Annotated in this window: 22 protein-coding genes; 8 read left to right on the forward strand and 14 right to left on the reverse strand. The window is 70.3% G+C overall.

Going from position 1 to position 24,873, the window contains the following annotated elements:
* Positions 1-212: 212 nt before the first annotated feature.
* Complete coding sequence (locus TR33_RS10645) at positions 213-1,292, forward strand: trypsin-like serine peptidase (RefSeq protein ID WP_042282938.1); 1,080 nt, start codon at positions 213-215, stop codon at positions 1,290-1,292.
* A gap of 95 nt (positions 1,293-1,387) precedes the next feature.
* On the opposite strand, the gene TR33_RS10650 is transcribed toward TR33_RS10645, so the two are convergent.
* On the reverse strand, positions 1,388-2,812 hold the full coding sequence (locus tag TR33_RS10650; protein WP_042282940.1) for an aldehyde dehydrogenase family protein: 1,425 nt from the start codon (positions 2,810-2,812) through the stop codon (positions 1,388-1,390).
* A 161-nt stretch (positions 2,813-2,973) separates the two neighbouring features.
* On the opposite strand from TR33_RS10650, the gene TR33_RS10655 reads away from it, so the two are divergent.
* Positions 2,974-3,393: a hypothetical protein gene (locus TR33_RS10655; protein WP_042282941.1), complete on the forward strand. Its 420-nt coding sequence runs from the start codon at positions 2,974-2,976 to the stop codon at positions 3,391-3,393.
* 136 nt (positions 3,394-3,529) lie between these two features.
* Positions 3,530-5,302, forward strand: coding sequence for a hypothetical protein (locus TR33_RS10660; RefSeq protein ID WP_042282943.1), 1,773 nt, complete (start codon positions 3,530-3,532; stop codon positions 5,300-5,302).
* Between the two features lie 7 nt (positions 5,303-5,309).
* Here the strand turns inward: TR33_RS10660 and TR33_RS10665 are convergent, their stop codons facing one another.
* Positions 5,310-5,906: an HD domain-containing protein gene (locus TR33_RS10665; RefSeq protein ID WP_042282945.1), complete on the reverse strand. Its 597-nt coding sequence runs from the start codon at positions 5,904-5,906 to the stop codon at positions 5,310-5,312.
* A 59-nt stretch (positions 5,907-5,965) separates the two neighbouring features.
* Between TR33_RS10665 and TR33_RS10670 the strand changes: the two genes are divergently transcribed.
* Positions 5,966-6,901 (forward strand): 3-methyladenine DNA glycosylase, encoded by a 936-nt coding sequence (locus TR33_RS10670; RefSeq protein WP_394296998.1) that lies wholly within the window; start codon positions 5,966-5,968, stop codon positions 6,899-6,901.
* Between the two features lie 4 nt (positions 6,902-6,905).
* Here the strand turns inward: TR33_RS10670 and TR33_RS10675 are convergent, their stop codons facing one another.
* Both TR33_RS10675 and TR33_RS10680 read right to left on the reverse strand, forming a co-directional pair.
* Positions 6,906-7,298, reverse strand: a complete 393-nt coding sequence (locus TR33_RS10675) for an SdpI family protein (protein ID WP_042282948.1) — start codon at positions 7,296-7,298, stop codon at positions 6,906-6,908.
* Between the two features lie 17 nt (positions 7,299-7,315).
* Positions 7,316-7,723: a thiol-disulfide oxidoreductase DCC family protein gene (locus TR33_RS10680; RefSeq protein WP_014912584.1), complete on the reverse strand. Its 408-nt coding sequence runs from the start codon at positions 7,721-7,723 to the stop codon at positions 7,316-7,318.
* 135 nt (positions 7,724-7,858) lie between these two features.
* On the opposite strand from TR33_RS10680, the gene TR33_RS10685 reads away from it, so the two are divergent.
* A complete protein-coding gene (locus tag TR33_RS10685; protein WP_042282950.1) occupies positions 7,859-9,145 on the forward strand; it encodes a sensor histidine kinase in 1,287 nt (428 codons plus the stop codon).
* Complete coding sequence (locus tag TR33_RS10690; RefSeq protein ID WP_042282952.1) at positions 9,142-9,819, forward strand: response regulator; 678 nt, start codon at positions 9,142-9,144, stop codon at positions 9,817-9,819. The genes TR33_RS10685 and TR33_RS10690 overlap by 4 nt, the downstream gene beginning before the upstream one ends.
* Positions 9,820-9,834: 15 nt before the next feature.
* On the opposite strand, the gene TR33_RS10695 is transcribed toward TR33_RS10690, so the two are convergent.
* The 4 genes from TR33_RS10695 to TR33_RS10710 all read right to left on the reverse strand — a co-directional run bounded on the left by TR33_RS10695 (position 9,835) and on the right by TR33_RS10710 (position 15,548).
* Complete coding sequence (locus tag TR33_RS10695; protein ID WP_042282954.1) at positions 9,835-11,439, reverse strand: serine hydrolase domain-containing protein; 1,605 nt, start codon at positions 11,437-11,439, stop codon at positions 9,835-9,837.
* Between the two features lie 124 nt (positions 11,440-11,563).
* Positions 11,564-13,201: a serine hydrolase domain-containing protein gene (locus TR33_RS10700; RefSeq protein ID WP_042282956.1), complete on the reverse strand. Its 1,638-nt coding sequence runs from the start codon at positions 13,199-13,201 to the stop codon at positions 11,564-11,566.
* Between the two features lie 161 nt (positions 13,202-13,362).
* Positions 13,363-14,475, reverse strand: a complete 1,113-nt coding sequence (locus tag TR33_RS10705; protein ID WP_014911026.1) for an ABC transporter ATP-binding protein — start codon at positions 14,473-14,475, stop codon at positions 13,363-13,365.
* Positions 14,472-15,548 (reverse strand): ABC transporter ATP-binding protein, encoded by a 1,077-nt coding sequence (locus tag TR33_RS10710; protein ID WP_042283222.1) that lies wholly within the window; start codon positions 15,546-15,548, stop codon positions 14,472-14,474. The genes TR33_RS10705 and TR33_RS10710 overlap by 4 nt, the downstream gene beginning before the upstream one ends.
* 120 nt (positions 15,549-15,668) lie before the next feature.
* On the opposite strand from TR33_RS10710, the gene TR33_RS10715 reads away from it, so the two are divergent.
* Positions 15,669-16,919 carry an RNA-guided endonuclease InsQ/TnpB family protein gene (locus TR33_RS10715; RefSeq protein ID WP_014913477.1) on the forward strand — a complete coding sequence of 417 codons (1,251 nt, stop codon included), beginning with the start codon at positions 15,669-15,671 and terminating at the stop codon, positions 16,917-16,919.
* Between the two features lie 60 nt (positions 16,920-16,979).
* On the opposite strand, the gene TR33_RS10720 is transcribed toward TR33_RS10715, so the two are convergent.
* From TR33_RS10720 to TR33_RS10740, 5 genes are all read right to left on the reverse strand, one after another.
* Positions 16,980-18,041, reverse strand: coding sequence for an ABC transporter permease (locus TR33_RS10720; protein WP_026124832.1), 1,062 nt, complete (start codon positions 18,039-18,041; stop codon positions 16,980-16,982).
* Positions 18,041-19,045, reverse strand: coding sequence for an ABC transporter permease (locus tag TR33_RS10725; protein WP_014910880.1), 1,005 nt, complete (start codon positions 19,043-19,045; stop codon positions 18,041-18,043). Before TR33_RS10725 ends, TR33_RS10720 begins: the two co-directional genes overlap by 1 nt.
* Before the next feature lie 254 nt (positions 19,046-19,299).
* Positions 19,300-20,961, reverse strand: coding sequence for an ABC transporter substrate-binding protein (locus tag TR33_RS10730; protein WP_014910343.1), 1,662 nt, complete (start codon positions 20,959-20,961; stop codon positions 19,300-19,302).
* Between the two features lie 392 nt (positions 20,962-21,353).
* A complete protein-coding gene (locus TR33_RS10735; RefSeq protein ID WP_234305821.1) occupies positions 21,354-21,845 on the reverse strand; it encodes a hypothetical protein in 492 nt (163 codons plus the stop codon).
* A gap of 106 nt (positions 21,846-21,951) precedes the next feature.
* Positions 21,952-22,467, reverse strand: a complete 516-nt coding sequence (locus TR33_RS10740) for a gluconokinase (RefSeq protein WP_014910156.1) — start codon at positions 22,465-22,467, stop codon at positions 21,952-21,954.
* A 135-nt stretch (positions 22,468-22,602) separates the two neighbouring features.
* On the opposite strand from TR33_RS10740, the gene TR33_RS10745 reads away from it, so the two are divergent.
* Positions 22,603-23,313 carry a FadR/GntR family transcriptional regulator gene (locus TR33_RS10745; protein WP_014908581.1) on the forward strand — a complete coding sequence of 237 codons (711 nt, stop codon included), beginning with the start codon at positions 22,603-22,605 and terminating at the stop codon, positions 23,311-23,313.
* Positions 23,314-23,341: 28 nt separating this feature from the next.
* On the opposite strand, the gene TR33_RS10750 is transcribed toward TR33_RS10745, so the two are convergent.
* The gene (locus TR33_RS10750) at positions 23,342-24,718 is read right to left on the reverse strand and encodes a GntP family permease (RefSeq protein WP_042282958.1); all 1,377 of its coding nucleotides are present in this window, start codon (positions 24,716-24,718) and stop codon (positions 23,342-23,344) included.
* Positions 24,719-24,873 lie beyond the last annotated feature (155 nt).

Below are 24,873 nucleotides of genomic sequence, written 5' to 3' on the forward strand. Positions count from 1 at the left end.
AGCAGGGTGTAAGGGTGACACGCCCTCCCACCCCGACCACAGGGGGTGACGGGGTACCTGCCCTCCCCCTCACCCCCTCGAGGGCCCTCGTTCAAGAGAAGAGCCAGAACGAACACGGCCGGGCCAAAACCGGACACTCGGGTGCCCGAAAAACCTGCGACACAAACCCGAAGTAGCTAAAGGGTTACTCCGGGTATGGAAAGATCGTGGGCATGACCTCGTCCACCACATACAAGATCCTCGCCCCGTTGGCCGCGGCCGCGGTGGCCCTCGGGGGGCTGGCGATGATCGACCGGCTCCCCGAGCCCGCATCGGCCGTCACACAGGCCCTCTACACCTCGTCCGAAACCCCGACCGAATCCTCGGACCCCTCCGACGATCCGGCCCGTTCCCCCCAGGCCGCCGCCACTCGTGTGGACGGGGTCGCCCACCAGACCGGGGCCCTCACCGAGGCCCAGAACACCCGCGTCCTCGACTACTGGACCAGCGAGCGGATGGCGTCGGCCCAGCCGATCACCAGCCTGCTCGACTCCACCCTCGACCTGGCCTCTCCGGGCGGCGCCACCGAGACCGAACCGCAGGCCTCCCGCCCCGACAGCGACGGCGAGCGCTGGAACGACGGCGGTCTGGTCACCCGCACCACCGGCAAGGTGTACCTGACCATGGACGGACGCGACTTCACGTGTTCGGCCTCGGTGGTGGACTCGGCCAACAAGAGCACGCTGGTCACCGCCGGCCACTGCGCCAAGGACGGCCGCGGATCCTGGGCCCGCAACTGGACCTTCGTGCCCGGCTACGCCGACGGTGAGAGCCCCCATGGCAAGTACACCGCCCGTGACCTGATGGTCCCGCCGCGGTGGGCCGACAAGGCCGACGACAGCTACGACTTCGCGATGGTCGTGCTGAACAAGAACGGTTCCACCGCGGTGCAGGACGAGGTCGGCGCGCAGCGGATCTCCTTCGACACCTGGACCGACGAGCGCGCCCGGCAGGGGGTCCAGGTGTACACCTTCGGCTACCCCTCGGCCTCCCCGTTCGACGGCAGCTCGCTGCACTACTGCTCGGGCCGGACCGTTCCGGACACCGGCGGCACCACCGCCAACGGCGTGCGCTGCACGATGACGCAGGGCTCCAGTGGCGGCCCCTGGTTCTCCGACTTCGACCCGGCCACCGGGCAGGGCACCATCTCCTCGGTGGTGAGCTTCAAGTACGCCGACGACCGCAACACCCAGTACGGCCCCCGGTTGGGAGCCGAGGCCCGGCAGCTGTTCGAGCACGCGAGCGGGGTCTGAACCGCCCTCCTCTCGAACGGCGTGAACACGGCCGGCGGCCACCCTCCCCGGGTGACCGCCGGCCGTTCGTCGTCCGCCCTCAGGCCGGATCGCCCCTACAGGTCGATGCCGGTGAGGACCATGACGCGCTCGTCGGTGAGGTCGGTCATCGCGGCGCGCACGCCCTCCTTGCCCACGCCCGAACCCTTGACGCCGCCGTAGGGCATCTGGTCGGCGCGGAAGGTCGGCACGTCGCCGATGACCACGCCGCCCACCTCCAGCTCGCGGTGGGCCCGGAAGGCGGTGGGCAGGTCGCGGGTGAACACCCCGGCCTGGAGGCCGTAGTCGCTGTCGTTGACGGCGGCGAAGGCGGCGTCGGTGTCGGCGACGCGCTGGACGACCAGGACCGGCCCGAAGACCTCCTGACGCACCACCTTGGCGTCGGCGGGGGCGTCGGCCACGACAGTGGGGGCGACGGTCACCCCGTCGCGGGCACCTCCGGTGAGCACGCGGGCGCCTCCGGCGACCGCCTCCTCGACCCAGGAGACGACGCGCTCGGCGGAGACCTCGTCGATCAGCGGGCCGACGTCGGTCTTGGGGTCGGCGGGGTCGCCGGTCCCGAGCGTCTCCACCTCGGCGACCAGGCGCGCCACGAAGTCGTCGTGGACGGCGTCGGTGACCACGACGCGCTGTACGCCGATGCACACCTGCCCGGCCTGGTTGTTGCCGAACAGCGCGATGCGCTTGGCGGCGTGCTCCAGGTCGGCGTCGTCCAGCACCACGGCGGCGGCGTTACCGCCCAGTTCGAGGGTGACGTGCTTGTGCGGAGCGCGTCGCTGGATCTCCCAGCCGAAGGCGCCGCCGGTGAAGGAGACCACGGGCAGGCGCTCGTCGACGATCAGGGAGGCGGCCGACTCGTTGGGCATGGGCAGCACCGAGACCATGCCGCGGGGCAGGTCGGTCTCGGCGATGATCTCGCCGAGGATGAGCGCGGTCATCGGGGTGGCGGGCGCCGGCTTGAGGATGATGGGGGCGCCCACGGCGATGGCGGGGGCGATCTTGTGCGCGACCAGGTTGATCGGGAAGTTGAACGGCGAGATGCCCAGGATCGGGCCCTTGGGCACGCGCCGGATCAGGGCCATGCGGCCGACGCCGCCGGCGTCGGTGTCCAGACGCTGGAGCTCTCCACTGTCCCGGCGGGCCTCCTCGGCGGCCCAGCGGAAGACCGACACGGCGCGTCCGGCCTCGGCGCGGGCCCACTTGATGGGTTTGCCGCTCTCGGCGGTGATCACCTGGGCGATCTCCTCGGCGCGTTCGCCGATCCGCCGCTGGATGTGGTCCAGGGCGGAGGCCCGCACGTGCGCGGGCAGGGCCGCGGCCTCGGCGGCGACCGCGTGGGCGGCGGCCACGGCCTCCTCGACCTGCTCCGGGGTGGGCACGGAGACGGTGCCCGCGGCCTCGCCGGTGTAGGGGTTGAGAACGGTCATCTCGGTGTCGCCGGTCGCGGCGGTGCCGGCCAGCCAGAACGGGTGCGTGGTCATGTCGGCGACGCTAACCGCCGCTCCGGCCGGTCCGCCTTGTCCACCCTTGCCAAACGAGGGCCCGCTCTTGGCCACAGTGGAGTAGTGGCCGGTCTCCGAGGCCGGATCGTCGGTGCTCGGCGGCATGATGGCCGTCCACGACCCGGGAAGGGACCCACAGGATGAGCGTCGGCCTCTACTACACCGCCCATCGCGACACCCCGCTGTCCGACGACGAGCACGCCGTCCTGACGAGGATCGTGGACGAGGGAGAACGGGCCCTGTTGGAGGAGGCCCGCCACAGGCTCGCGGAGTGGTGGGAGAGCGGTGAGGTCCCCGAGGACCTCGTCGGCCCCGGGGAGATCTTCGAACCCCTGGCCCCGTACTCGATCGGTGAGCGCCCTCGCGAGCTGTTCGCCGGGTCGAGCAGACTCTCCTCGCCACGCGCGGGGTTCGAGACGCTGATGGCGCAGGTCCGCCACTACCTGGCCGCCCTCACCCGGCTCCGCGAGGCCCTGCCCGACGCGGAGTGGCGGGTGCACGTCGACGACCTGGACGTCCCCTGGGTCGAGGGACGCTACGTCCTGGAGGCGAAGATGTGAGCGTCGGGCGATGATCTTCGGTCAACCGCTGGCGTCCGGGCGATCCTTGGTGGACAGTGGTGGGTGAGGGTCCCGTCGAGGTGTTCGGTCGGACCCTCGGGTCCACCGCAGTCGACGGGAAACCCGGGAGTGCCCATTGCCGCTGGTCCACCGCACGCTCGTCACCGTCCCGGGGGACGACGGAGACCTGGTCGCCGTCACCTCCTCCGTCCTCTCACGGTGGTTGAGCAAGCGCGGTAGTTCCGGCGCGCGCGTGGGTTTCGACGTCTCGGGGCGGCACGATCTCAGCAACCGTTCCCGCGCTCTGGTGGTACGGCACGACAACGCCGACGAAGGCCTCACCTTCCTGCGTCTGACCACCGAATCCGAGAAACCCGACGGGCTGTGGCGCACCCTGATCACCGTGGTGGTCGACCCGGCCCTGTCCCCGAAACGGCACCTGTGGCTGGACATGACGGTCGACCCGGACCCCGGCACGCCCTCGGAGATCTCCCGGTTGGACGTGATGCCTCCCGAGGCGGCGCGCATGCTGTTGGACGCGGTCGACGCCCACGACGGCGCGTGCCCGATGCCGTCCGTGCCGCGCATCGTGCGCGGTCGTGACGAGGCCGACGTGGCCGCGCTGCACGCCTCCGTGCTCGATCCCCTTCGGCGGGCGGCGATCGTGGCGACCGGGGCTCCCCCGGACGTGACCGTCGCCGACTGGCGCGACTCCATGGCCGGGGCCCTGGCCCGATGTACCGGCATGTGCGCCGGATACGTGCTGGACGCGGCCGCCCTGGAACGGATGGAGCGGCTGCTCCCTCCCGGGCTGGACATCCCCGACGGCGGGATGCGCACCTTCCTGCCGGGGGTGGACCCCGACGACGAGGAGGACGCCTCACGCCACCCTCGGATGGGTCCGGCCACGCTGGACACCGCCCGGCAGGGGCCCCGGGTCCGCAACTGGGTGGGGGCGACCCTGGCCCGAGGCGTGCGCGACAGCGCCCTGGCCCAACGGCTTCCGGGGCCGCTCCGGGCGATCGACGCCCTGTTGAGCGAGGAGACCGACGATCTGCGTCGATCCCGTGCCTCGCTTCCGCCCGCCCCTTCCCCCGTCCGACTCCAGAGCCCGGATACGGAGTCTCCGCCGGTGCCGGAGCAGGCCGAGGCGGTGGCCCGGGAGAGACAGGCGCGAAGACTGCGCGAGGAGGTCCGCAGACTCAACGCGCGGCTCGCCGAGCTGGCGGAGGAGCACCACCATCTGCTCGCCGAGACCGCCGACCTGACCGAGGAGCTGGACACCGAACGCGAGAACGCGCGGCTGGCCCGCTACGAGGCGCGGTGGCTGCGCGAGCGGATCCGGGAGGAGGGGCTGTTCCGGTTGGCGGCCTCGCCCGCGCCGCGCGACCCCGAGCGGCGACCGCCCACGGGCGTGCCCGAGTTGTTGGAGCGGATCACCGACGACACGGCGCTGCCGCACCTGTTCTTCACCATCGAGGACCACACGGTGTACGAGCTGGCCGACAGCCGTAAGGAGAGTCTGTGGGTGACCCGGGCCTGGGAGGCCCTGACCGCCCTGAACGACTACGCCCGCTACCAGTTCGACAACCCGGGGAGCGGTCTGGGCTTCCACTCCTACCTGCGCGATCAGCCCGACGGCTATCGGGTGATCCCGGTCAAGCGGTTGGCCTCGCAGGAGTCGGACCACGTGCGCAATCGGGGCAAGCTCAACGAGAAACGTCTCTTCCGGGTGCCGACCGAGGTGGATCCGACCGGTCGGGTCCCGATGTACGCGCACATCAAGCTGGACATCGAGTACGGGATCTGCCCCAGGCTGTACTTCTATCCCGACCTGGGTCCGGACACCACCAACCGGGTCTACGTCGGCTACCTGGGCCGGCATCTGCCGGTCCAGCAGTCCAACTGAGCGCCGGTCAGATCACCTCGTGGCCGAAGAGGCGGGCGATCGGGTCCAGGTCGGGCGCCCCGTGGCGTTCCACCATCTCCTTGAAGCGGATCTCCTTGTCTGCGCCGAACCGGCGGACCTTGGCCGCATAGGTGTCGACGGTGAGGAAGGTCGGCGGGTCGGTCTTGCTGTGGAACTTGTCGGCGTACATGACCAGCTCCTCCTCGGCGGTCTCGGCGAGGTAGTCGGCGACCGGGACGGGGAGCCCCTGTTCGCGGACGTCGCCGCTGGTGACCCCGACACCCGTGTGATGCGAACAGAACCGGCACAGGGTCTCGGGCAGCCCCTCGCCGGCCAGGAGTTCGTGACCGAGCACCCCGTGGGCGACGTAGCGGGAGGAGTCGATGTTCCCGGAGGCGTCGATCAGCCGGTAGACGCCGATGTCGTGCAGGAGGCAGCCGGCCCGGACCAGGGCGACGTCGACCCCCGGGTCGGGGCGGTCCAGGAGCCGTTCGGCCACCGCGCACACCGCACGGCAGTGCGTGTACACGCGCTCGAAGGCCTCGGCGGTGGGGGCGTACTTCTCGTGGAGGGCCCGGATCTGGTCATCGGTGGGGATCAGCACTCTCGGAAGCCTAGACGCACGGCCGCGGCTCCGGCGACCGCGCGTACCCTGGGGCCGTGATGGGAACGACGACCGCGACCACCGGGACGGAGACCGTGCCGACCGAGAACGCCACCGCCACGACCGTGCTGGCCGAGGCGGAGTGGCGGGAACGCGCCGAACGCCACGCCGCGCGCGTGGACGCGGCCACCTCCGAGCATCTGCGACGCCGGAGCGCGGGCGAGCGCCATCCGGTCGAGGACTTCCTGTTCACCTACTACAACCTCAAGCCCGCCCGGCTGCGCCAGTGGCATCCGGGTGCGGGCACGCTCCTGGCCGGCGAGGCCGCCCGGGATCGGCTCTCGGAGCGCTTCTACACCGAACCGCGCGGCGCCGACGGCGGTGTGGGGCTGGACGTGCCCGCCTTCCTGGCGGCCCGTCCGATCCTGGACTTCGTGGAACGGCTGCTGTCGTCGGTGGCCTCCCGCCCGGCGCATCTGGGCTGTTTCGGGTTGCACGAGTGGGCGATGGTCTACCGCACCTCCGAGGTGCGGCACGGCCAGGTGCCGCTGCGGTTGGGGCACGAGGGCACCGACCGGGTGGTGGAGTCGCACCGGATCCGGTGCTCGCACTTCGACGCCTTCCGGTTCTTCACCGAACCGGCGCGCCCCCTCAACACGCTCCGACCCACCAGGGAGGCCCAGGCCGATCTGGACCAGCCGGGCTGTCTGCACGCCAACATGGACCTGTACAAGTGGGCGTACAAGCTCGCCCCGGCGGTCCCCTCCGAGCTGGTCATGGACTGTTTCGACCTGTCCCGGGAGATCCGCGCGCTGGACATGCGGGCCTCCCCCTACGACCTTCTCGCGTGGGGATACGAGCCGGTGCGGATCGAGACCGCCGAGGGCAAGGCCGCCTACATGGAGTACCAGCGCGACTTCGCCGAGCGCGGCGCGGTGCTGCGGGAACGGCTGCTCGACGTGTGCCGTTCCCTGCGCGCCCACGCCTCCGTCTGACCCCTCAGGGCCGACGCCGCCGGGCGACGCGGTGTCCCCGCCAGGAGCCCACCAACAGCAGGACGACGCCCACGCCCATCGGCACCAGGACGGCGGCGATCTGACCTCTCGGGTCGGGGATCAGCGGGGGCAGGATCGCGGCGGGCAGGAAGAGCAGACCCGCCACGACCGTCCAGCGCGCGGAGGCCTCGTGGACCGCGTACCAGGCGTCCTCGCTCGACCTGGTGTAGGCGGTCCGGATCCCGAAGAAATCGTTGGGCCGGATCCTCCGGCGTGCCCCCATGACCCCCATCACGATCAGCAGGAGCGCTCCGCCCGCCGTGGTCAGCGTCAACAGGACGAGCGGGCCGAGGGGGATGGTCTCTTCGGCGGCCCGGAGCGGGAGGCTCGCGATCACGCGGTCCCCTTCCGTGTTCAGGCGCCTCTGGGAGGCAGGGCGCAGGCGGCGGTGCCGCCGGGCAGGCGGTACCGGTTGGCGGCCACCGCCCGATAGGCGAGGCGGGTGACCACGCGGACCCCGGGCAGCGCGAGGAGACGGCCCAACGTCCGGTAGGGGAACCGACCGTGCGCCAGCACGCCGGCGATCGCGTCTCCCCCGGCGACCGGGTCTCCGTCGCTCCGGATCAGCCAGGCCTGCTCGTCCGCCTGTTCGGGGGTGAGCCCGAAGGCCGAGAGGTCGACGTCCTGCCAGGCCGCGAACGCGGTGCGGGTGCGCACCCGCTCACGGGCGAAGTCCACCGAACGCCGGCAGAACCCGCAGTCCTCGTCGTAGAGGAACAGGCCGGCGGAGGGGATGTGGGGTGTCTCGCGAGAATGTCCCATACCCCCTTCCTACCCGGGGCCGGGGTCCGTCGCCCATTCTCCCGCCGAACGGGAACGAGGGGTAGGTCACGGATGTCATGGGACCTCCGTCATGGGCGGGACGCGCGTTCCGTCGGATTTGGGAGAGTGGACGGTATGGCTGCCCTCCTCCGACGGCTCACCGGGCCCGGGCTCGACCCCCGGGGCCCTCGCCCCCACCCTGTGGCGCACGTGGCGTTCGTCGTCACGGTGTTCCTCTCCGCCCTGGTCCGCGTGTTGGACTCCCTCTTCATCGGGGTGGTGGTCCCACCGGGCCTGCCCTACCCCGACGCGTTCTACGTGGGCATGATGCTCTGCGTGGTACCCCTGTGCCTTCTGTGGCCGTTCACGGGGTGGAGTCCCGAGGCCCCCGCCCGGCGCCGGGCCGCCACCGCGTTCTTCCTCGTCCTGTCGATCCCGGTCTTTCCGATCATGGGCTTCGGCGGCAACGCGCTCGTGGCGATCTCCGTGGCCATGGCGGCCTGTGCCTTCGGGGTGCGCGGAGGACTGTTCCAGGCCGCGCTCGTGGGCGCGGTCAACGCCCTGTTCGGACTGTCCCACCCCGCCCTGCCCAACGGGTACGCGCTGGTCAACGGCGCCATCATGATGGGTTACGGCCTCTGCGCGGTCGCCGCGGTCGTGCTGCTCGTGCGCTCCGCCGAGCGGGCGCGTCGCACCCGCGAACTCCTCTCCGAACTGGAACACGCGCACGAACTGCTGCGCCGGCACGCCGCTCGGGATCGGGAACGCGCCATCGACGACGAGCGCGCCCGTATGGCCCGCGAGATGCACGACAGCACCGGACACCACCTCAGCGCCGTCCATCTGTGCCTGGCCAACGCCGAACGGGCCCTGGCGGAACTGCCCGACCAGGTCCCCCACGACCTGCGCGAGGAGCTGCGCACCGACGTCTCGCAGGCACGTGGGCTCACCAAGGAGGCGCTGGCCGACACCCGCCGCTGGGTCCGGGCGCTCAAACCGCTCTCCCTCACCGAACGTTCGGGCCCCGAGGCGCTGCGCTCGCTCACCGAGTCGTTCGGCCGGCTGGGTGTGGCGACCTCCTTCACCACCACCGGCGTCTGGCCCGAGGGGACGGACGGGGAGGCCGACCTGATCGCCTTCCGGTGTGTGCAGGAGGCCCTGACCAACGTGCTGCGCCACTCCGACGCCGACCGGGCCGAGGTCCTGGTGCGCGCCCTTCCCGACGGGCTCGACATCACCGTCTCGGACGACGGGCGGGGGCCCGGCGACCGGGTTCCCGGGTTCGGGCTGACCGCCCTGCGTGAACGGATCGGCGCCTTGGAGGGGACACTGGAGGTCGGCCCGGGCGAGGAGGGCGGGTTCCGGTTGCGGGCCCGGATCCCGACCGCGGCACACGAACGACGGACGGAGGCGGCGCGGTGAGCGAGCGGGTACGGGTCCTGTTGGTGGACGACCATCGGATCGTGCGGCGCGGCCTGGCCCGGCTGTTGGCGGCGGAGGGCGACATCGAGGTGGTCGGTGAGGCCGCCGACGGAGTGGAGGCCCTGGAACTGCTCGCCGACACCGCGCCCGAGGGTCTCCCCGACGTGGCCCTGGTGGACGTGCACATGCCCCGGATGGACGGCACCGAGCTGGTCCGGCGGCTGGCCGTCGAGTACCCGGGGACGTCCGTCGTGGTCCTGACCGGGCTGGCCGAGGACGAACACCTTCTGGCCTGTCTGGGCGCCGGCGCCCGGGGCTACCTGCTCAAGGACGCCGAGCCGGAGGAGGTCGCGGAGTCCGTCCGGCGCGCGGCCCGTGGGGAGAGCGTGCTCTTCGGGCACGCCGCCGAACGGCTGATCGCCACCCTGGCGCCGTCCCCGTCCTCCCCGTCGGCGGGGCCGGAGGCCGCTCTTTCGCCTCCGGCCCGCCACGGGCTCACCGAACGGGAGATGGAGGTGACCCGTCTCGTCGGCGGGGGCTCCACCAATCGGGAGATCGCCCGAACGCTGCACCTGTCCGAGGGCACGGTCCGCAACCACGTCACGAACATCCTGCGCAAACTCGACCTGCGCGACCGCACCGCCCTCGCGCTCTGGCACGCCGAACGCTCCTGAGCCCGACGGCTCCGATCACCAGGTGGTCAGGAGCGACCAGCCGGAGAGGCCGGCCAGGGTCAGCGAGAACAGCGTCGAGAACACGAAGACCGTCACGTGCAGCCACCGGAACCGGCCGGCCTCCACCGGGACCCGACGCCACTGCCACACGCCCAGCGCGAGTCCGGCGACGGCCAAGGCGACCCCAGCGGCCCACACCGCCGGAGGTACCGCGCTCCAGGCGCCGTTGCGCAGGATGTACAGGAGCCAGGCCAGGGAGCCCAGCCCCAGCGAGACGATCCGCAACCGGTCCAGGGGACGCTGTGTGATCAGTGTGCGGCGACGCAGGGTCAGGGCGAACAGCAGCACCGGGGCGAGCAGGGACAGGGCCACCGTGAGCACGAGCTGCGCGGGCGCCGTCCGGACCGAGGGAACGGGTTCCGGGTCCTCGCCCAGCAGCGCGAAGCCGAGCGCCGGGGCCTCCACTCCGAAGCTGTTGGCCATGATCACGACGGAGCGTTCGCCGTCGGTGGCGATCATGGAGCGGCTGCCCAGGGTGCCGCCGCTGTGCCAGGACACCTCGCCGACGTCGGGCACCTCCAGAAGGTGCCAGCCCAGCCCCATACCGAGGCCCTCGGGGGCCGCGCCGGGCAGGGCGGGGTCGACCCGCTCACGGACCGGATCGAGGGAGGCGAGACCGGGCGCCTCCTCGCGGGCGACGGCGGCCATGAGCCGGGTCAGATCCTCGGGGGTGGACCACACCGCGATCCCGGCGGCGGCGTAGTCGGTGTTGCGCCAGTCCTGGATACGGGCGCCCGCCTCGCCGTGCGGTCCCGCGCCGCCCTCGGGGACCCCGTCGGCGAGGGCGACGGTGGAGTCCATGCCCAGCGGTTCCAGGATCCGCTCCCGGAGCAGATCCGCCCGGTCGATCCCCGCCTCGGTGGCCAGCGCCTCGCCGAGCACCGCGTATCCGGCGTTGCTGTACTGGTAGGAGCCCCACCCGAACGAGGTCGTACCGGCGACGAACTCCAGCGGGTCCCGGGCCCAGCGGTACATGTCGGCCTGCACCACGGCCAGGAGAGAACCCGCCCCCGTCTCGGTCTCGGTGACCAGGCCCGCGTGGTGGGTCGCCAGCTCCTCCAGGGTGATCGAGGCGACCTCGGGGTCGGCGAAGTCCATGTCGGGGAAGACCTCGGCCAGGGTCCGGTCCGGGGACGTCTCGCCCCGTTCGACCATGTCGGCCAGCAGCATCCCGGTGAGGACCTTGACCACGGACGCGGTCTCGAAGGGGGTGTCGGGGCCGACCGGGGTCGACCCGTCGGCGGTCCCCGCGAAGACCCACTCCGCCGCGTCGGGATCGTCGTTGTCGAAGCGGGCCACGGCCAGCCCTTGGACCTGGGCGGGATCGAGGGCGGCCTCGACGTCCGCCGCGAGCCCCGGATCCCCCTCGACCGAGGCGCCGGTCGCGGAACGGTGGGGCAGGAGAGGCAGGAGCAGAAGTGTCAGGAGGGCGACGGCCACCCCCGCCGCCAGGGCGATGAGCAGCACACGTCGGGGGGCGGCGGGGGCACGGGGGCGCCGCCGGGGCGCGGAGGTCGGCGGGGTGTCGGCCGGTACCGGGGGCGATGCGGGGAAGGACATGCCTCGATCCTTCCGAGGCGTGCCCCTCCCCCACCAGTCACGGACGTCATGCCGGTGTCACGTCTTCGACGATGCCCGATGTCACGTGTCGTTCCCCGACCCGTCCACGGCCGGGGAACGATCGTCAGACGTAGGCGACGGCCAGGGCGTAGGCCATCGTGCCGAGCAGGGTCAGCGAGAACAGTGTCGAGAGCACGAACACCGTGACGTGCAGCCACCGGAACCGGCCCGCCTCCACCGGGACCCGGCGCCAGTGCCAGACCCCGACGGTGATGGCGGCGGCCACCGCGCCGAAGGCGAGCGGGAACGCCACCGAGGGCAGATCGGTCCAGACCCCGCCGCGCTGGAGGTAGACCATCCAGGCCAGGTTGCCCAGGCTCAACGAGACGATCCGCATCCGGTCCAGGGGACGCCGGGTGATGAGGGTACGGCGGCCGATCATCAGGGCGAGCAGCAGGACCGGCGGGACGACCAGGAGGAACACGGTCATGCCGAGGACGAACGGTACGGCGGTCGAGGGTTCGGTCAGGGGCTCTCCCGACTCTCCCTCGAGCAGGCCCAGGGCCAGTCCGGTCTCCTGGAGCGTGTAGGAGTTGCCCATGAGGACCACGGCGTGTTCGTCGTCGAACATCACCGTCGTGGAGGAGCCGTAGACCTTGCCGTTGTGGAAGGTGACCTCACGGCCGTCGGGGAACCGCAGGTGATGCCAGGCCATCCCGAGGGACATGACCGTCTCCTCGTCCCCGCCTCCGGCCGGCTCCTCCTCGGACACCTCCCCGGCCGTGGTCACCGCCTCCCACAGAACCTCGACCGACGAGGCTCCCGGGGCGGTGCCGTCGTCGACGGCCGCGGCCAGGGTGACCAGGTCGGAAACGGTACTCCAGGTGGCGACACCCGCCGGGGCGTAGTCGACGGCGGTCCAGGGGGCCACCCGCACACCCGGTTCGAAGTAGGGCAGGACCCCGCCCTCGGGACGCTCGGCGGATACCTCGGTGTCGTCCATGCCCAGCGGGTCGAGAATCCGTTCGCGCACCAGTTCGGGGTAGGTGCTGTCGGCCTCCGCGGCCAGGGCGTGGCCCAGGACCGCGAAGGCGTGGTTGGAGTAGAGGTAGTGCTCCTTGGAACCGGCCGTGCTGTGGACCAGCCCCTCCACCGGCGGGGTGGCGCTCTCGTAGGGGCCGATCAGGAGCAGGGAGTCGAGGAGCACGGTGTTCTCGTCCCCGGTGGGGACGGCTCCCAGCCCGGAGTGGTGGGTGGCCATCTCCTCCAGGGTGATGGAGGCGACCTCGGGGTCGTCGAAGTCGATGTCGGGGAAGATCTCGGCGAGGGTGCGATCCAGGGAGGTGTCGCCCCGCTCGACCATCTCGGCCAGCAGCATCCCGGTGATCACCTTCATCACCGACCCCGTCTCGAAGGGGGTGTCGGGGCCCACCGGGGTGGATCCGTCGGCGGTGCCGCCGGAGGCCCATTCGACCGCTTCGGGGTCGTCGAGGTCGAAGCGGGCCACGGACAGCCCCTGCACCTCGACGATCCGGTCGCCGAGGATCCGTTCGACGTCGGCGGCCAGCGTCTCGTCACCCTCGATCCCGGTGGCCGGGGTGGCCCGGGCGGGGGCGAACAGGTGGGCGAGGACCGCGGCGATCACACCCACGACCAGGGCGAGCAGCCAGATCCGTCCGGGTGCGGCCGGGCTCTTGCCCCGGCTCCGGGGAGAGCCCGAAGGGGGCGATGGTGGCGCGGTGAGGGTGTCGGAGGACGTCATGCTCCCAGGGTGGTGGAGAGGCGCCGCCCCGGGCCAGTCGCCGCTGTCATCGACGACGCCGTGCGTTCCTCCCCACCTCCACGATGACAACCGTCATATCCCCGGAGAAACCGGTGGTGGGCGCGAGTGCCGCCCACCGGCACCCGCGCCCCCGTGGCCGTTCAGCCCGTGCCGTGCACGATCCGTTCGGCGCGTTCCGCGCTGGGGCGGATCTCCCCCGACAGGATCCGCTCCGCGTAGTGGCAGGCCACGCGGTGGGTACCGCTGCCCTGCTCACCGTGGAGCGGACGCAGTTCGGGGCGTTCGGTGTCGCAGCGCTCCTCCTGGCGCCAGGGGCAGCGCGTGTGGAAGCGGCAGCCGGACGGCGGGTTCGCGGGCGAGGGGAGGTCGCCGGCGAGCAGGATGCGCTCGCGGGTGTCCTCCACCGTCGGGTCCGGAACCGGCACCGCCGACATCAGCGACCTGGTGTAGGGGTGCGCGGGGGCCGCGTACAGCTCGTCACTGGTGGCCTCCTCCACGAGGGAGCCCAGGTACATGACGCCGACGACGTCGCTGACGTGCCGCACCACCGCGAGGTCGTGCGCGATCACCAGGTAGGTCAGGCCCAGTTCGTCCTGGAGCTCCTCCAGAAGGTTGAGCACCTGCGCCTGGATCGACACGTCCAGCGCCGAGACCGGCTCGTCGCAGATGATGAGGTCGGGGCGCAGGACCAGCGCTCGGGCGATACCGATGCGCTGACGCTGACCACCCGAGAACTCGTGCGGATAGCGCTTGAGCGCCTTGGCCGACAGCCCGACCCGCTCCAGGGCCTCCACGACACGGGCCCGACGGTCCTCCTCGACCAGGCGCCGGAGCTCCTTGGCCCCGATGCCCTCGGGCACGTCCTCCTTCGACGGGCCGCCGATCCCGTGGGTCTGGAGCCCCTCCATGAGGATCGACCCGATGTTCTGGCGCGGGTCGAGGCTGCCCAGTGGATCCTGGAAGACCATCTGGAGATTGGCGCGCTCGCGGCGCATCTCCTCGGCGGGCAGCCCCGCCAGGTCGCGGCCGTCGAACCAGACCTCGCCCTCGGTGATCTCGTTCAGGCGCAGGACCGCCCGGCCCAGGGTGGTCTTACCGCAGCCCGACTCCCCCACCAGGCCGTACGTGCTGCCCCGTTCGATCTCCAGCGAGACCCCGTCGACCGCCTGGACGTGCCCGACGGTGCGGTCGAAGAGCACCCCGCGCCTGATCGGGAAATGGACCTTGAGGTCCTTGATCTGTAGCAGGCTCATCGCCGCTCCTCCTCGTCGTCACCGACCACGGCCGGGCCGTCCAGGACCGTCCGGTCCACCACCTCGGCGTGTTCGATGGGGTTCACGCAGCGGTGGACGTGCTCCGCCTCGTCGCCGTTCTCCAGGCGGACGAGCGGGGGCGGCCCCTGGAGGCACTCCATCGTGTAGTGGTCGCAGCGGGGGGCGAACGCGCATCCGTCCGTCCACGCGATGTTGTCGTTGACCGAGCCGCGTACGGGGGTCAGCGGTTCGCCGCGCGGGGAGTCCAACCGCGGGATGGATCCGAGCAGCCCCACGGTGTAGGGGTGGGTGGGGGCGGCGAACAGGGGACGCCGTTGAGCGGTCTCCACCGCCCGCCCCGCGTACAGGACGTTGATGTCGTCGCACATGCCGGCCACCACGCCCAGGTCGTGGGTGATCATCAGCAGGGCGGTGCCCTCCTCGGTGACCAGGTCCTTGAGCAGCTCGAGGATCTGGGCCTGGATGGTGACGTCCAGGGCGGTGGTGGGCTCGTCGGCGATCATCACGCGGGGCCGGCAGGCCACCCCCATCGCGATGAGCGCGCGCTGGCGCATACCGCCCGAGAGCTGGTGCGGGTATTCGCTCAGGCGTCGGGTGGGGTCGGGGATCCCCACCCGGTGCAGCAGGTCGGCCGCCTCCTTGCGCGCGGCCGCTCCGCGCATCCCCCGGTGACGTTGGAGGATCTCGGTGACCTGGCGTCCGATGGGGATCACCGGGTTGAGCGAGCTGAGCGGGTCCTGGAAGATCATCGCCAGTTGGGAGCCGCGCAGGTCGCGCATCCTTCGGCGTGAGGCCTTCAGCAGGTTCTCGGAGCCGTCGGGCAGCCGCATGACGGCGCTGCCGCCGACCTCGACCCCCCGGTCCGGGAGCAACCCCATCAGGGCCAGGGAGGTGACGCTCTTACCGCAACCGGACTCGCCGACCAGACCCGTGACCCGGCCCTCCTCCAGGGTGAAGGAGACCCCGTCCACGGCCCGTACCTCACCGGACCCGCGTCCGCGGAACACCACGGACAGCTCGTCCACCGCCAACAGCGGCGTGCTGGAACTCATGGTCACCAGGTCCTCTCAGAGGATGCCCCGGCCTTCGAACCGGGGAGAAACCCGGGAAGCGCACCTGCACCTGTCCCAATTTGCTTACTCATGACCTTCCCTTGGTGTAAAACTTGGAGCATGCGGACGGCGTACAAGGTCCGGGCCTACCCGGACTCCGAACAAGCGGCTCAGCTGGGCCGCACGTTCGGATGCGTGCGCCTGGTGTGGAACAAGACGTTGGCCGAACGGCACGCCGCCTACGACCAACGCGGAGAGAAGACCTCCTACAAGCAGACCGACCAAGCACTGACCGAGTGGAAGCGCGGAGAAAACCTGGCGTTCTTGGCCGAGGTGTCCTCTGTACCGTTGCAGCAGACGCTCCGCCACCAGCACACCGCGTTCACTAACTTCTTCTCCGGACGTGCCAGGTACCCTCGGTTCAAGAACCGCAACGGCCGCCAGTCGGCGCACTACACCCGCAGCGCGTTCCGCAACAAGAACGGCGAGCTGTTCCTCGCCAAGCACAAGACGCCACTTCGTGTGGCGTGGTCGTTCGACGACGTCGACCTCGCCTCTTTGAACCCGACCATGGTGATCGTCTCCCGTGAGCCCGATGGCCGGTTCTACGTGACGTTCGCGGTGGAGACCGACGACCCTGAAGCCCGACCGGAGACCGGCGGTGAGGTCGGCGTCGACCTCGGAGTGAAGGACTTCGCGACACTGTCCACCGGGGAGAAGATCGCCAACCCGCGACACTTGGAGCGTAAGGCGAAGAACCTGGCCCGCTATCAGCGGATGGTGGCCCGTAAGCAGCGCGGCTCCGCCAACCACCGCAAGGCGAAGAAGAAGGTCGCTACCGCGCACAGGAAGATCCGCGACGCACGCCGGGATTTCCTGCACAGGACTTCCACCCGCTTGGTAGACGAGCACGACGTGATCGTCATCGAAGACCTCAATGTGCGTGGTATGACCGCCTCGGCGAAGGGCACCACTGACGAACCAGGCGAGCAGGTCCGGCAAAAGGCCGGGCTGAACCGGTCGGTGCTGGACGCCGCACTCGGTGAGTTCCGCCGACAGCTGGAGTACAAAGCCGAACGTGCGGGACGAATCCTCGTTGTCATCGACCGGTGGTTCCCCAGCAGTAAAACCTGCTCCGAATGCGGGTACCTGCTCAAGAAGCTCGCGTTGAACACCCGGGCGTGGACGTGCCCGGCCTGCCGCACCCGACACGATCGGGATGTGAACGCGGCGAAGAACCTCCTTGCGGCTGGTCGAGTCGCAGCCCGCGATGCGGGTGACGCCTGTGGAGCTGGTGTGAGTCGGCAAGGGTCTTCCCTTCCGCTGTCGGCGACGAAGCAGGAAACCACTGTTGTGAGGCAGTCCGGCTGAGCCGGGATCGTCCCGGCAGGGACGGTCGGAATCCCCCCTCCCTCAGGAGGGGGGAGAAAGTCAATTCCTCAGCTTCGGGTCGAGCGCCTCACGCAGCGACTCGCCCATGAGGGTGAAGCCGAGCGCGGTGATGATGATGCCCAGGGCCGGGTAGACGGCCAGAGAGGGTGCCGTGGACAGGAACCTCTGGGCTTCGGAGAGCATCGTGCCCCATTCGGGGAAGGAGGCGTCCGGGTTGCCCAACCCCAGGTAGGACAGGGCGGCCGCGTCGATGATGGCGGTCGCCAGGGTGAGCGTGGACTGCACGATCACCGGTCCCATCGAGTTGGGCAGGATGTGGGAGATCGCGATCTTGTGTCCGCGCACGCCCAGGGCCCGGGCGGCCAGCACGTACTCGCGGTTGCCCTGGGAGATCATCGCGCCGCGCAGCAGGCGGGCGAAGATCGGCACCTGGGCGATACCCACCGCCAGCATGACGGTGGTGAGGCTGGGGCCGACGAGCGCGGCGACGGTGACGGCGAGCAGCAGGGTGGGCAGGGCCAGCATCATGTCGATGACGCGCATGATGACGTTGTCCACCTGGCGTCCCCAACGGCCGCCGAGGACCGAGCAGGCCCCGGCGGTGCCGCCGAGCAGGGCGCCGAACAGGAACCCGACGAGGGTGGCGACCACGCCGACCATGAGGGTCTGGCGGGCGCCGATCACCATGCGGGAGAACATGTCCCGGCCCAGGTGGTCCAGGCCCAGCCAGTTCTCGGCGCGGGGGCCGACGAACTCGTTGCGGTTGGGGAAGACCTCGCCGCCCCAGGCCTGTGAGGTGGGGCTGTAGGGGGCGATGAGCGGCGAGAACAGCGCGACCAGGAGGAACACGGCGACGATGACCGCGCCGCTGATGGCCATGGGGCTGCGGCTCATGCGCCGGAAGGCCTCGCGCCACACCCCGGCGCCGTGGCCGTCGTCGGAGCGTTCGCCCATGAGTTCGGCGAGCCGGTCGACCTTGGCCGCCTTGCGCCGGTGGAGCGGGACCCGGTCCTCGGTGGACTCTCGGGGCACGGTGTCCTCTCCGCCGCCCCGGGTCTCGGGGCTCTCGGAGGGGTTCTGGGAGCTCGGTGTCGTTGGCATCACTGGGCCCGCACTCTCGGATCGAGGAGGCTGTACGAGATGTCGACCAGGAGGTTGATGAACACGTACATGGTGGCGATGAGCAGGATGAAGCCGGTCAGGACCGGATAGTCGCGTTCCTGGGTGGCCGCGTAGACGAACGAGCCGATGCCCGGGAAGGCGAAGACGCTCTCGGTCAGGACCGCTCCCGCGAAGAGGCTGCCCGCCAGCAGACCCACGGCGGTGACCACCGGCAGCAGCGCGTTGCGCAGTACGTGGCGGGTGCGCACGGTGTTACGGCGCAGCCCCTTGGCGTCGGCGGTGCGCACGTAGTCCTCGCCCATGACCTCCAGGACGCTGGCCCTGGTCATACGGGTGATGACCGCGAGCGGGATGGAGGCCAGGGCCAGTCCGGGCAGCACCAGGTGGGCGAGCGCGTCCCAGACCACGTCCCACTCCCGGGTCATGAGGCCGTCCAGGACGACGAACCCGGTGATGTCGGTGCGGCTCAGCCCCGGGGAGAGGCGGAAGGCCGAGGGGAACATGCCCAGGCGCTCGGCGAAGATCACCTTGAGGATGAACGCCAGGAAGAAGACCGGCGTGCAGATGCCGAGCAGGGATCCGCCCACGGCCGCGAAGTCCAGCGCGGTGCCGCGTCGGCGGGCCGCCAGATAGCCCAGCGGCAGGCCGATCGTGACGGCGATGATCATGGCGCTCACGGCCAGCTCGAACGTGGCCGGGAACCGGAGGAAGAACTCGTCCAGGACCGGTCGTCCGGTCTGGAGGGAGGTTCCCAGATCGCCCTGCGCGATCCTGCGCAGGAAGGACAGGTACTGCACCGTGAACGGTTGGTCCAGGCCCAGTGAACGGCGCAGCGCCTCGCGCTGTTCGGCCGTCGCGTCGTCGGGAAGAAGGGCGTACTCCGGGCCGCCCGGCAGTCTTTGGAGCCAGACGAACAGCAGGATCGACAGGCCGCCCAATGTCGGGATCAGCTGTAGGAGTCGCCTGACGATGAATCGCAGCACCTTCGCCGCCTTTCGCCAGTGGTGATGAGAACGGACGCCGAGGCGTCCCCCGCCGGTTCGCGACGGGTCGGGCATGGAGGGAGGGGTCGTCCCCCGGGGGTGAGGCGACGAGGACACCGCCGCGGGAGGGGCACGGGTCACGGGGACCCGTGGGCCGTGAGGGTCGTGACCCTCGTGGGGCCGGGCCCGACCGGTTCGTCCGAACGCGGTCGGGCCCGGGAGATGACCTCACCTCGGATCGGGGAGGCGGGTGTCTACTTCCAGGAGGCCTCGGCGAACATCTCCTGTGTGAGCGGGCTCACGTTCGGGGGCTGGACCTCCGAGGAGAAGACGATCGAGGGCGGGGAGCTGGAGATGGGCAGCCCCGGCAGGACGTCCATCACCATCTCGTTGAGCTCCTGGTAGCCGGCGATGCGCTCCTCCTCGTCCGGGTTGGTGCTCACCTCGGCCATCAGGTCGAACAGCTCCGGCTCGTCCAGGCCCCAGGCGCTGTTGGGGGTGGAGAACCAGGTGCCGATGAAGTTGTAGGCGTCGTTGTAGTCGCCGGTCCAGCCGAGCAGGTAGAGCGGGCAGTTGCCGCTGTCGGTCTGGTTGATGTACTCGGCCCACTCGTAGCTGCTGGCGTTCACCGTCACACCGGCCTCCTGGAGGTCCTCGGTGATGACGTCGAAGATGTCCTTGGGCGCGGGCATGTACGGGCGGGTGACCTCGGTCGGGTAGCAGAACTCGACCTCGAGGTCCTCGTAGCCGGCGTCGGCGAGCTTCTCTCGGGCCAGCTCCGGGTCGTACTCGATCTCGCGCACGTCCGGGGACCAGCCGTCGAGGGTGTCCGGGTGGAACTGCGAGGCGACCTCGCCGCCCTCGGGGAGGATGGTGTCGACGATGCGCTGGCGGTTCACCGCGTGGGAGAGGGCCTCACGGACCTCGAGGTCGGCGAGCGCCTCGTCGTCCTGCTGGTAGGCCAGGTAGAGGACGTTGAAGACGCCTCGGGTGGGCACCTCGAAGCCGGCCTCCTGGAGCGGGCCGACGTCGGCCGGGGCCACCAGGTCGTAGCCGTGGATGTCACCGGCCTCCAGAGCCTGGCGACGGGCGTTCTCGTCCGGGATGGTGCGCAGGAGCATCGTCTCGAAGCCCGCCGGGTCGCCCCAGTAGTCGTCGAAACGCTTGAGGGTGATCTCGGACTGGTCCTGGTCCCAGTCCTCGACGGTGAAGGGGCCGGTACCGGCGACGGTGCCCGCGACCTGGGTGTACTCGGGCAGGGTGAAGTTGCCCTCGTCGCCGCTGATCTCGGCGTCGGCGATGTTCTCCAGGGTGGTGGGGCTCATGATGCCGAAGGCGGCGAGGCTGAAACCACCGGGGTAGAGCGAGGAGTACTCGGTGACCTCGATGACGGCGGTGAGCTCGTCCTGGGCCTCACAGGAGACGTAGCGCGATTCGGGGAGCGAGTCGTCCTCGTTCTCCGCGAATCCGCCGAAGATCTTCTGCCAGTAATAGGAGTTGTTGGAGCTCTGATATCCGCCGCTCAGGTTGTGCCAACGGTCGAAGTTGGCGCAGACCGCCTCAGCGTCGAGGTCGTCCCCGTCGTGGAACTTCACCCCGTCGTGGAGTTTGAAGGTCCAGACCGTTCCGTCCTCGGACTGTTCCCATTCCTCGGCCAGTCCGCCGACGATCTCGGTGCCACCGGATTCGTGTTCGAGAAGGGTGTCGAAAACCTGCCGACTGTAGCGGAAGGTCTCGCCGTCGCTGGCGAGGAAGGGGTCGAGTGCGGTGATGTCACCCGTGGCGGCGAATACGAAAGGCCGGTCGTCGCCTCCGGCGGAGTCGCGGTCGCTCTCCGCGCAGGCTGTCGCCACCAGCGTGAGCGAGGCCGCCACGGCCAAGAGGCCCAGCGGCTTTCGGGGAGTCTTCGTGAACATGGTCCACCTCAGGGGACGGGGGGTTTGGAGACCCGGAACGATGGTGTGGACCTTAGACCGCGCACGCTCCCCCTGGGAAGATAGACGGCTGGGTATTAATACAACCGTTTCACTTCTGTGCCGTGACCCGATGTGGTATTTCGACGCCCGAGTGTCCAGCCCCTTCCCATAAACGAAGAGGGAAAACCTGATCGATCAATCATGCGTTTTCGAATACCTCCGAAAAGAGCATGACCCGATGATCCCATGAATTGACCTTTATACCCTGATGTCTGTTTTCCAGGCCTCAGGAGATGCCTTCACCCTCACCGGGAACACACTTCACGGACATACGGAAGGGCCCACCGGGACGAGCCGGCGGACCCTTCGAACGGACACGGAGACCTCGGACGCTAGCGGGCGCACCAGGAGCGGATACCGGTGCTCAGCAGGGCGATGTTGACGGTGATGGACAACAGGGCCGCACCCGAGCCCGCCAACATCAGCCACGTATCGGCGAGCACCGCCGCCTGGTACAGGGCGTACAGCGCCGTCCCGAAGGCGATCACCGCGCCGAGCCGGGAGAGACGCCACAACGCGTGACCGGCGCGACGCAACGCGAAGACCGACACCACCAGACCGAGGGCGACCAGCACCGACAACGAGATCAGCAGCCACAGGTCCGCCGTTCCGGCGGCGGGGACACCCGCGTCCAGGAGCGCCCAGGCGCGGTAGGACGTCAGGAGGTGCCCCACGGCGGCCACGCACATCAGGACACAGGTCTGCCGCACGTCCAGCGGGGGCCTCACTCCAGGGTGACGCGCGGCCAGCAGGCTCTGCCGGGGCGCGGGCACCACGCTGAAGGGTCGGGAGGCGGAGGGAGGGGACGTTCGGGAGTCTTGCATGACGAACAGGGTCGCGTGCCTCGGCTCGGGACACAAGTGGATCAATGCCACACTCGCCCCACCGTCACCGCGCCGTGACCACCACGATCGACGGTGCCCGAGGGGATCAGACCGCCGCCGACCCGAGCCGCCCCCGCACGTACTCCAGGGCCTCCTCGGCGAGGGGATCCAGGTCGGAACGTACGTCGAACTCCCTCCCCGCCTCGTCGGGGTCGAGCCGCTGCAACGCCTCCAACTGGGAGCGCAACAGCGCGGGCGGCATGAAGTGGCCCTTGCGCGCGGCGATCCGCGCCCGGATCACCTCGTCCGGTCCGTGCATGTGCAGGAACTCCACGCCGGGGGCACCGGTGCGCAGCACGTCGCGATAGTCGCGCTTGAGCGCCGAACAGGCCATGACGGTGGACTCGCCGAGCACCTCGTGAGCGCCGATCCAGTCGGCCAGTTCACGCAGCCACGGTCGACGGTCCTCGTCGGTCAGGGGGTCTCCGGCCGCCATCTTGCGGATGTTGGCCGGGGGATGGAAGGCGTCGGCCTCCGCGAAGGGCAGGTCGAGACGGTTCGCGACCCGTTCGGCCACGCTCGTCTTACCGCTGCCCGACACCCCCATGAAGACAAAGTGCATGGTCTCTCCGTCCGTCGGCACGCCGCCCCCGCGACGCCGCCATAAATAGTGTTACCAATCAATCCGGCTAGGCTTCGACCTGACCCCGCCCCACACCGTCGCGACGGGCAGACCGGGAAGTTCGAGGAAACGACGATGGGCACGACGCATCGCACACTGCACAACCGGGTGCTGGCGGTGCTCGGACCGGCGATCGCCGCGGGCGAGTACTCCGTCGGCCACACCTTCACCCTGAGCGGCCTGGAACAGGACTTCGGGGTCTCCCGAACCGTGGCCCGCGAGGCCGTCCGCGTCCTGGAGTCGATGGGGCTGGTGGTCAGCCGCCCCCGCACCGGAGTCAAGGTCCGCCCCCAGACCCAGTGGAGCGTCTTCGACCCCCAGCTCATCCGCTGGCGCCTGGCCGGAGCCGGACGCATGGCCCAACTCCGCTCCCTCAACGAACTGCGCGCCGCCGTCGAACCCGCCGCCGCGGCCCTGGCCGCCGAACGCGGCTCCCCCGAGGAGCGGGCCCGGCTCGTGGACGTGGCCGAGGAGATGACCCGGACCGGCGACGCCGGCCTGCTGGACACCTTCCTGGAGCTGGACGTGGCCTTCCACCGGCACATCCTGGACCTGTCCGGCAACGAGATGTTCTCCGGCCTGGCCGAGGTCGTGTCCGAGGTCCTCATCGGCCGGACCTCCTACGACCTGATGCCGCACCGCCCCCGCCCGGAGGCGCTGCGCCTGCACACGGCGGTGGCGCGGGCCGTCCGGGACGGGCTGCCCGACGTGGCCGAGGCGGCGATGCGCTCGATCGTGACCGAGGTGAGCGACGCCCTCAAGGAGCCCGGACCGGACCCTCGCTGAACCGTCGCCCCGCATCGCCGCCACCGGTTCACAGCACCAGGGACAGACCGAAGGCGAGCCCGAAGCCGATGAAGCCGATCAGCGTCTCCATGACCGTCCAGGTCTTGAGCGTGGTCTTGACGTCCATTCCCAGGAAGCGGCCGACCAGCCAGAACCCGGAGTCGTTGACGTGCGACAGGGCGGTGGCGCCCGAGGCGATGGCGATCACGATCAGGGCCAGGTCGATGGAGCTCAACCCCGAGGTGGCCTGCACCGCCGGGGCGATCAGACCGGCCGAGGTGGTGATGGCGACCGTGGCCGACCCCTGCGCCACCCGCAGGGCCAGCGCGATGATGAAGGCCGCGACGATCACCGGCATGCCCGTCGACTCCAGGCTGCCCGCGAGCGCGTCGCCGATCCCGCTGGTGCGCAGGACCCCGCCGAACATGCCGCCGGCGCCGGTGATGAGGATGATGCCGCAGACCGGGCCGAGCGCGCCGCCGACGATCTCCTCCACCCGCTGACGGGTGAAGCGGCCCCGGCTGAGCACGACCATCGTGTAGAGGGCGGTGATGAGCAGCGCGATGGGCGTCTCGCCCACCAGGCGCAGGGACTGGACCCACACGGCGCTCTCGGAGACCGCCCCGGTGGCCACGGCCGTGCCCATGCCGGTGTTGGCGAAGATGAGCAGCATCGGCAGCAGCAGGATGCTCACGACGGTGAGCAGACGCGGCGGGTCCTCGTGCTTCACCTCGCCGCCGGGCAGGAGGTCGTCGGGGGCGGGCAACTCGAAGCGCTTGCCGGCCCACAGGCCGAACAGGTAGCTGGCCAGGTACCAGGTGGGGATGGCCAGCAGGGTGCCGACGAGCAGCGTCAGACCCATGTCCGCGCCGATCTCGACGGCGGCCGTGACCGGACCCGGGTGGGGCGGCACGAAGGCGTGCATCACGGCGAAGGCGCCGGCCGTGGGAAGCGCGTAGAGCAGGACCGAACCGCCGACGCGTCGGGCGACGCTGAAGACGATCGGCAGCATGACGACGAGGCCGACGTCGAAGAAGATCGGGAAGCCGAACAGGAGCGAGGCGACACCGAGCGCGAGCGGGGCGCGTCTTTCGCCGAACACCTTGATCAGGGCGGAGGCCAGGACGGCGGCGCCGCCGGTGATCTCCACCATGCGGCCGATCATGACGCCCAGGCCCACCAGGAGGGCGACGTTGGCCAGGGTGCCGCCGAAGCCGTCGAGGAGGGTGGGCACCACCCCGTCGACGGGGATGCCCGCGGCCAGCGCGGTGAGCACGCTGACCAGGACGAGGGCGACGAACGCGTGAAGTCGGAAACGGATGATCAGGAGCAGCAGGAGCGCGATGGCTCCCGCGGCGATCCCTAGGAGGGGACCCGTGCCGTAGACGGGTTCGAAGTTCTCCACGCCGGGGCCTTCCGGTGGACGGGGTGAGGACGGGGGCGGCGGTGCCCTCGGACACGCCGTGACACCGCCTTGACCTGCGCTTGAAACAGGCTCCGAGAATGGTAATACCATTTGTGAGCCTCTGTGAACACCCCCGTGAGAACCTGTGATCCCGA

This window comes from Nocardiopsis alba (assembly GCF_000710955.1).
In the GTDB taxonomy this organism is placed as follows: Bacteria; Actinomycetota; Actinomycetes; order Streptosporangiales; family Streptosporangiaceae; genus Nocardiopsis; species Nocardiopsis alba.

What these genes read in the sequence shown, in the direction of transcription:
- TR33_RS10645 (WP_042282938.1), top strand. Translation starts at nt 213, where the DNA reads ATGACCTCGTCCACCACATACAAGATCCTCGCCCCGTTGGCCGCGGCC.
- TR33_RS10650 (WP_042282940.1), bottom strand. Translation starts at nt 2,812, where the DNA reads ATGACCACGCACCCGTTCTGGCTGGCCGGCACCGCCGCGACCGGCGAC.
- TR33_RS10655 (WP_042282941.1), top strand. Translation starts at nt 2,974, where the DNA reads ATGAGCGTCGGCCTCTACTACACCGCCCATCGCGACACCCCGCTGTCC.
- TR33_RS10670 (WP_394296998.1), top strand. Translation starts at nt 5,966, where the DNA reads ATGGGAACGACGACCGCGACCACCGGGACGGAGACCGTGCCGACCGAG.
- TR33_RS10680 (WP_014912584.1), bottom strand. Translation starts at nt 7,723, where the DNA reads ATGGGACATTCTCGCGAGACACCCCACATCCCCTCCGCCGGCCTGTTC.
- TR33_RS10685 (WP_042282950.1), top strand. Translation starts at nt 7,859, where the DNA reads ATGGCTGCCCTCCTCCGACGGCTCACCGGGCCCGGGCTCGACCCCCGG.
- TR33_RS10695 (WP_042282954.1), bottom strand. Translation starts at nt 11,439, where the DNA reads ATGTCCTTCCCCGCATCGCCCCCGGTACCGGCCGACACCCCGCCGACC.
- TR33_RS10700 (WP_042282956.1), bottom strand. Translation starts at nt 13,201, where the DNA reads ATGACGTCCTCCGACACCCTCACCGCGCCACCATCGCCCCCTTCGGGC.
- TR33_RS10705 (WP_014911026.1), bottom strand. Translation starts at nt 14,475, where the DNA reads ATGAGCCTGCTACAGATCAAGGACCTCAAGGTCCATTTCCCGATCAGG.
- TR33_RS10710 (WP_042283222.1), bottom strand. Translation starts at nt 15,548, where the DNA reads ATGAGTTCCAGCACGCCGCTGTTGGCGGTGGACGAGCTGTCCGTGGTG.
- TR33_RS10715 (WP_014913477.1), top strand. Translation starts at nt 15,669, where the DNA reads ATGCGGACGGCGTACAAGGTCCGGGCCTACCCGGACTCCGAACAAGCG.
- TR33_RS10720 (WP_026124832.1), bottom strand. Translation starts at nt 18,041, where the DNA reads ATGCCAACGACACCGAGCTCCCAGAACCCCTCCGAGAGCCCCGAGACC.
- TR33_RS10730 (WP_014910343.1), bottom strand. Translation starts at nt 20,961, where the DNA reads ATGTTCACGAAGACTCCCCGAAAGCCGCTGGGCCTCTTGGCCGTGGCG.
- TR33_RS10735 (WP_234305821.1), bottom strand. Translation starts at nt 21,845, where the DNA reads ATGCAAGACTCCCGAACGTCCCCTCCCTCCGCCTCCCGACCCTTCAGC.
- TR33_RS10740 (WP_014910156.1), bottom strand. Translation starts at nt 22,467, where the DNA reads ATGCACTTTGTCTTCATGGGGGTGTCGGGCAGCGGTAAGACGAGCGTG.
- TR33_RS10745 (WP_014908581.1), top strand. Translation starts at nt 22,603, where the DNA reads ATGGGCACGACGCATCGCACACTGCACAACCGGGTGCTGGCGGTGCTC.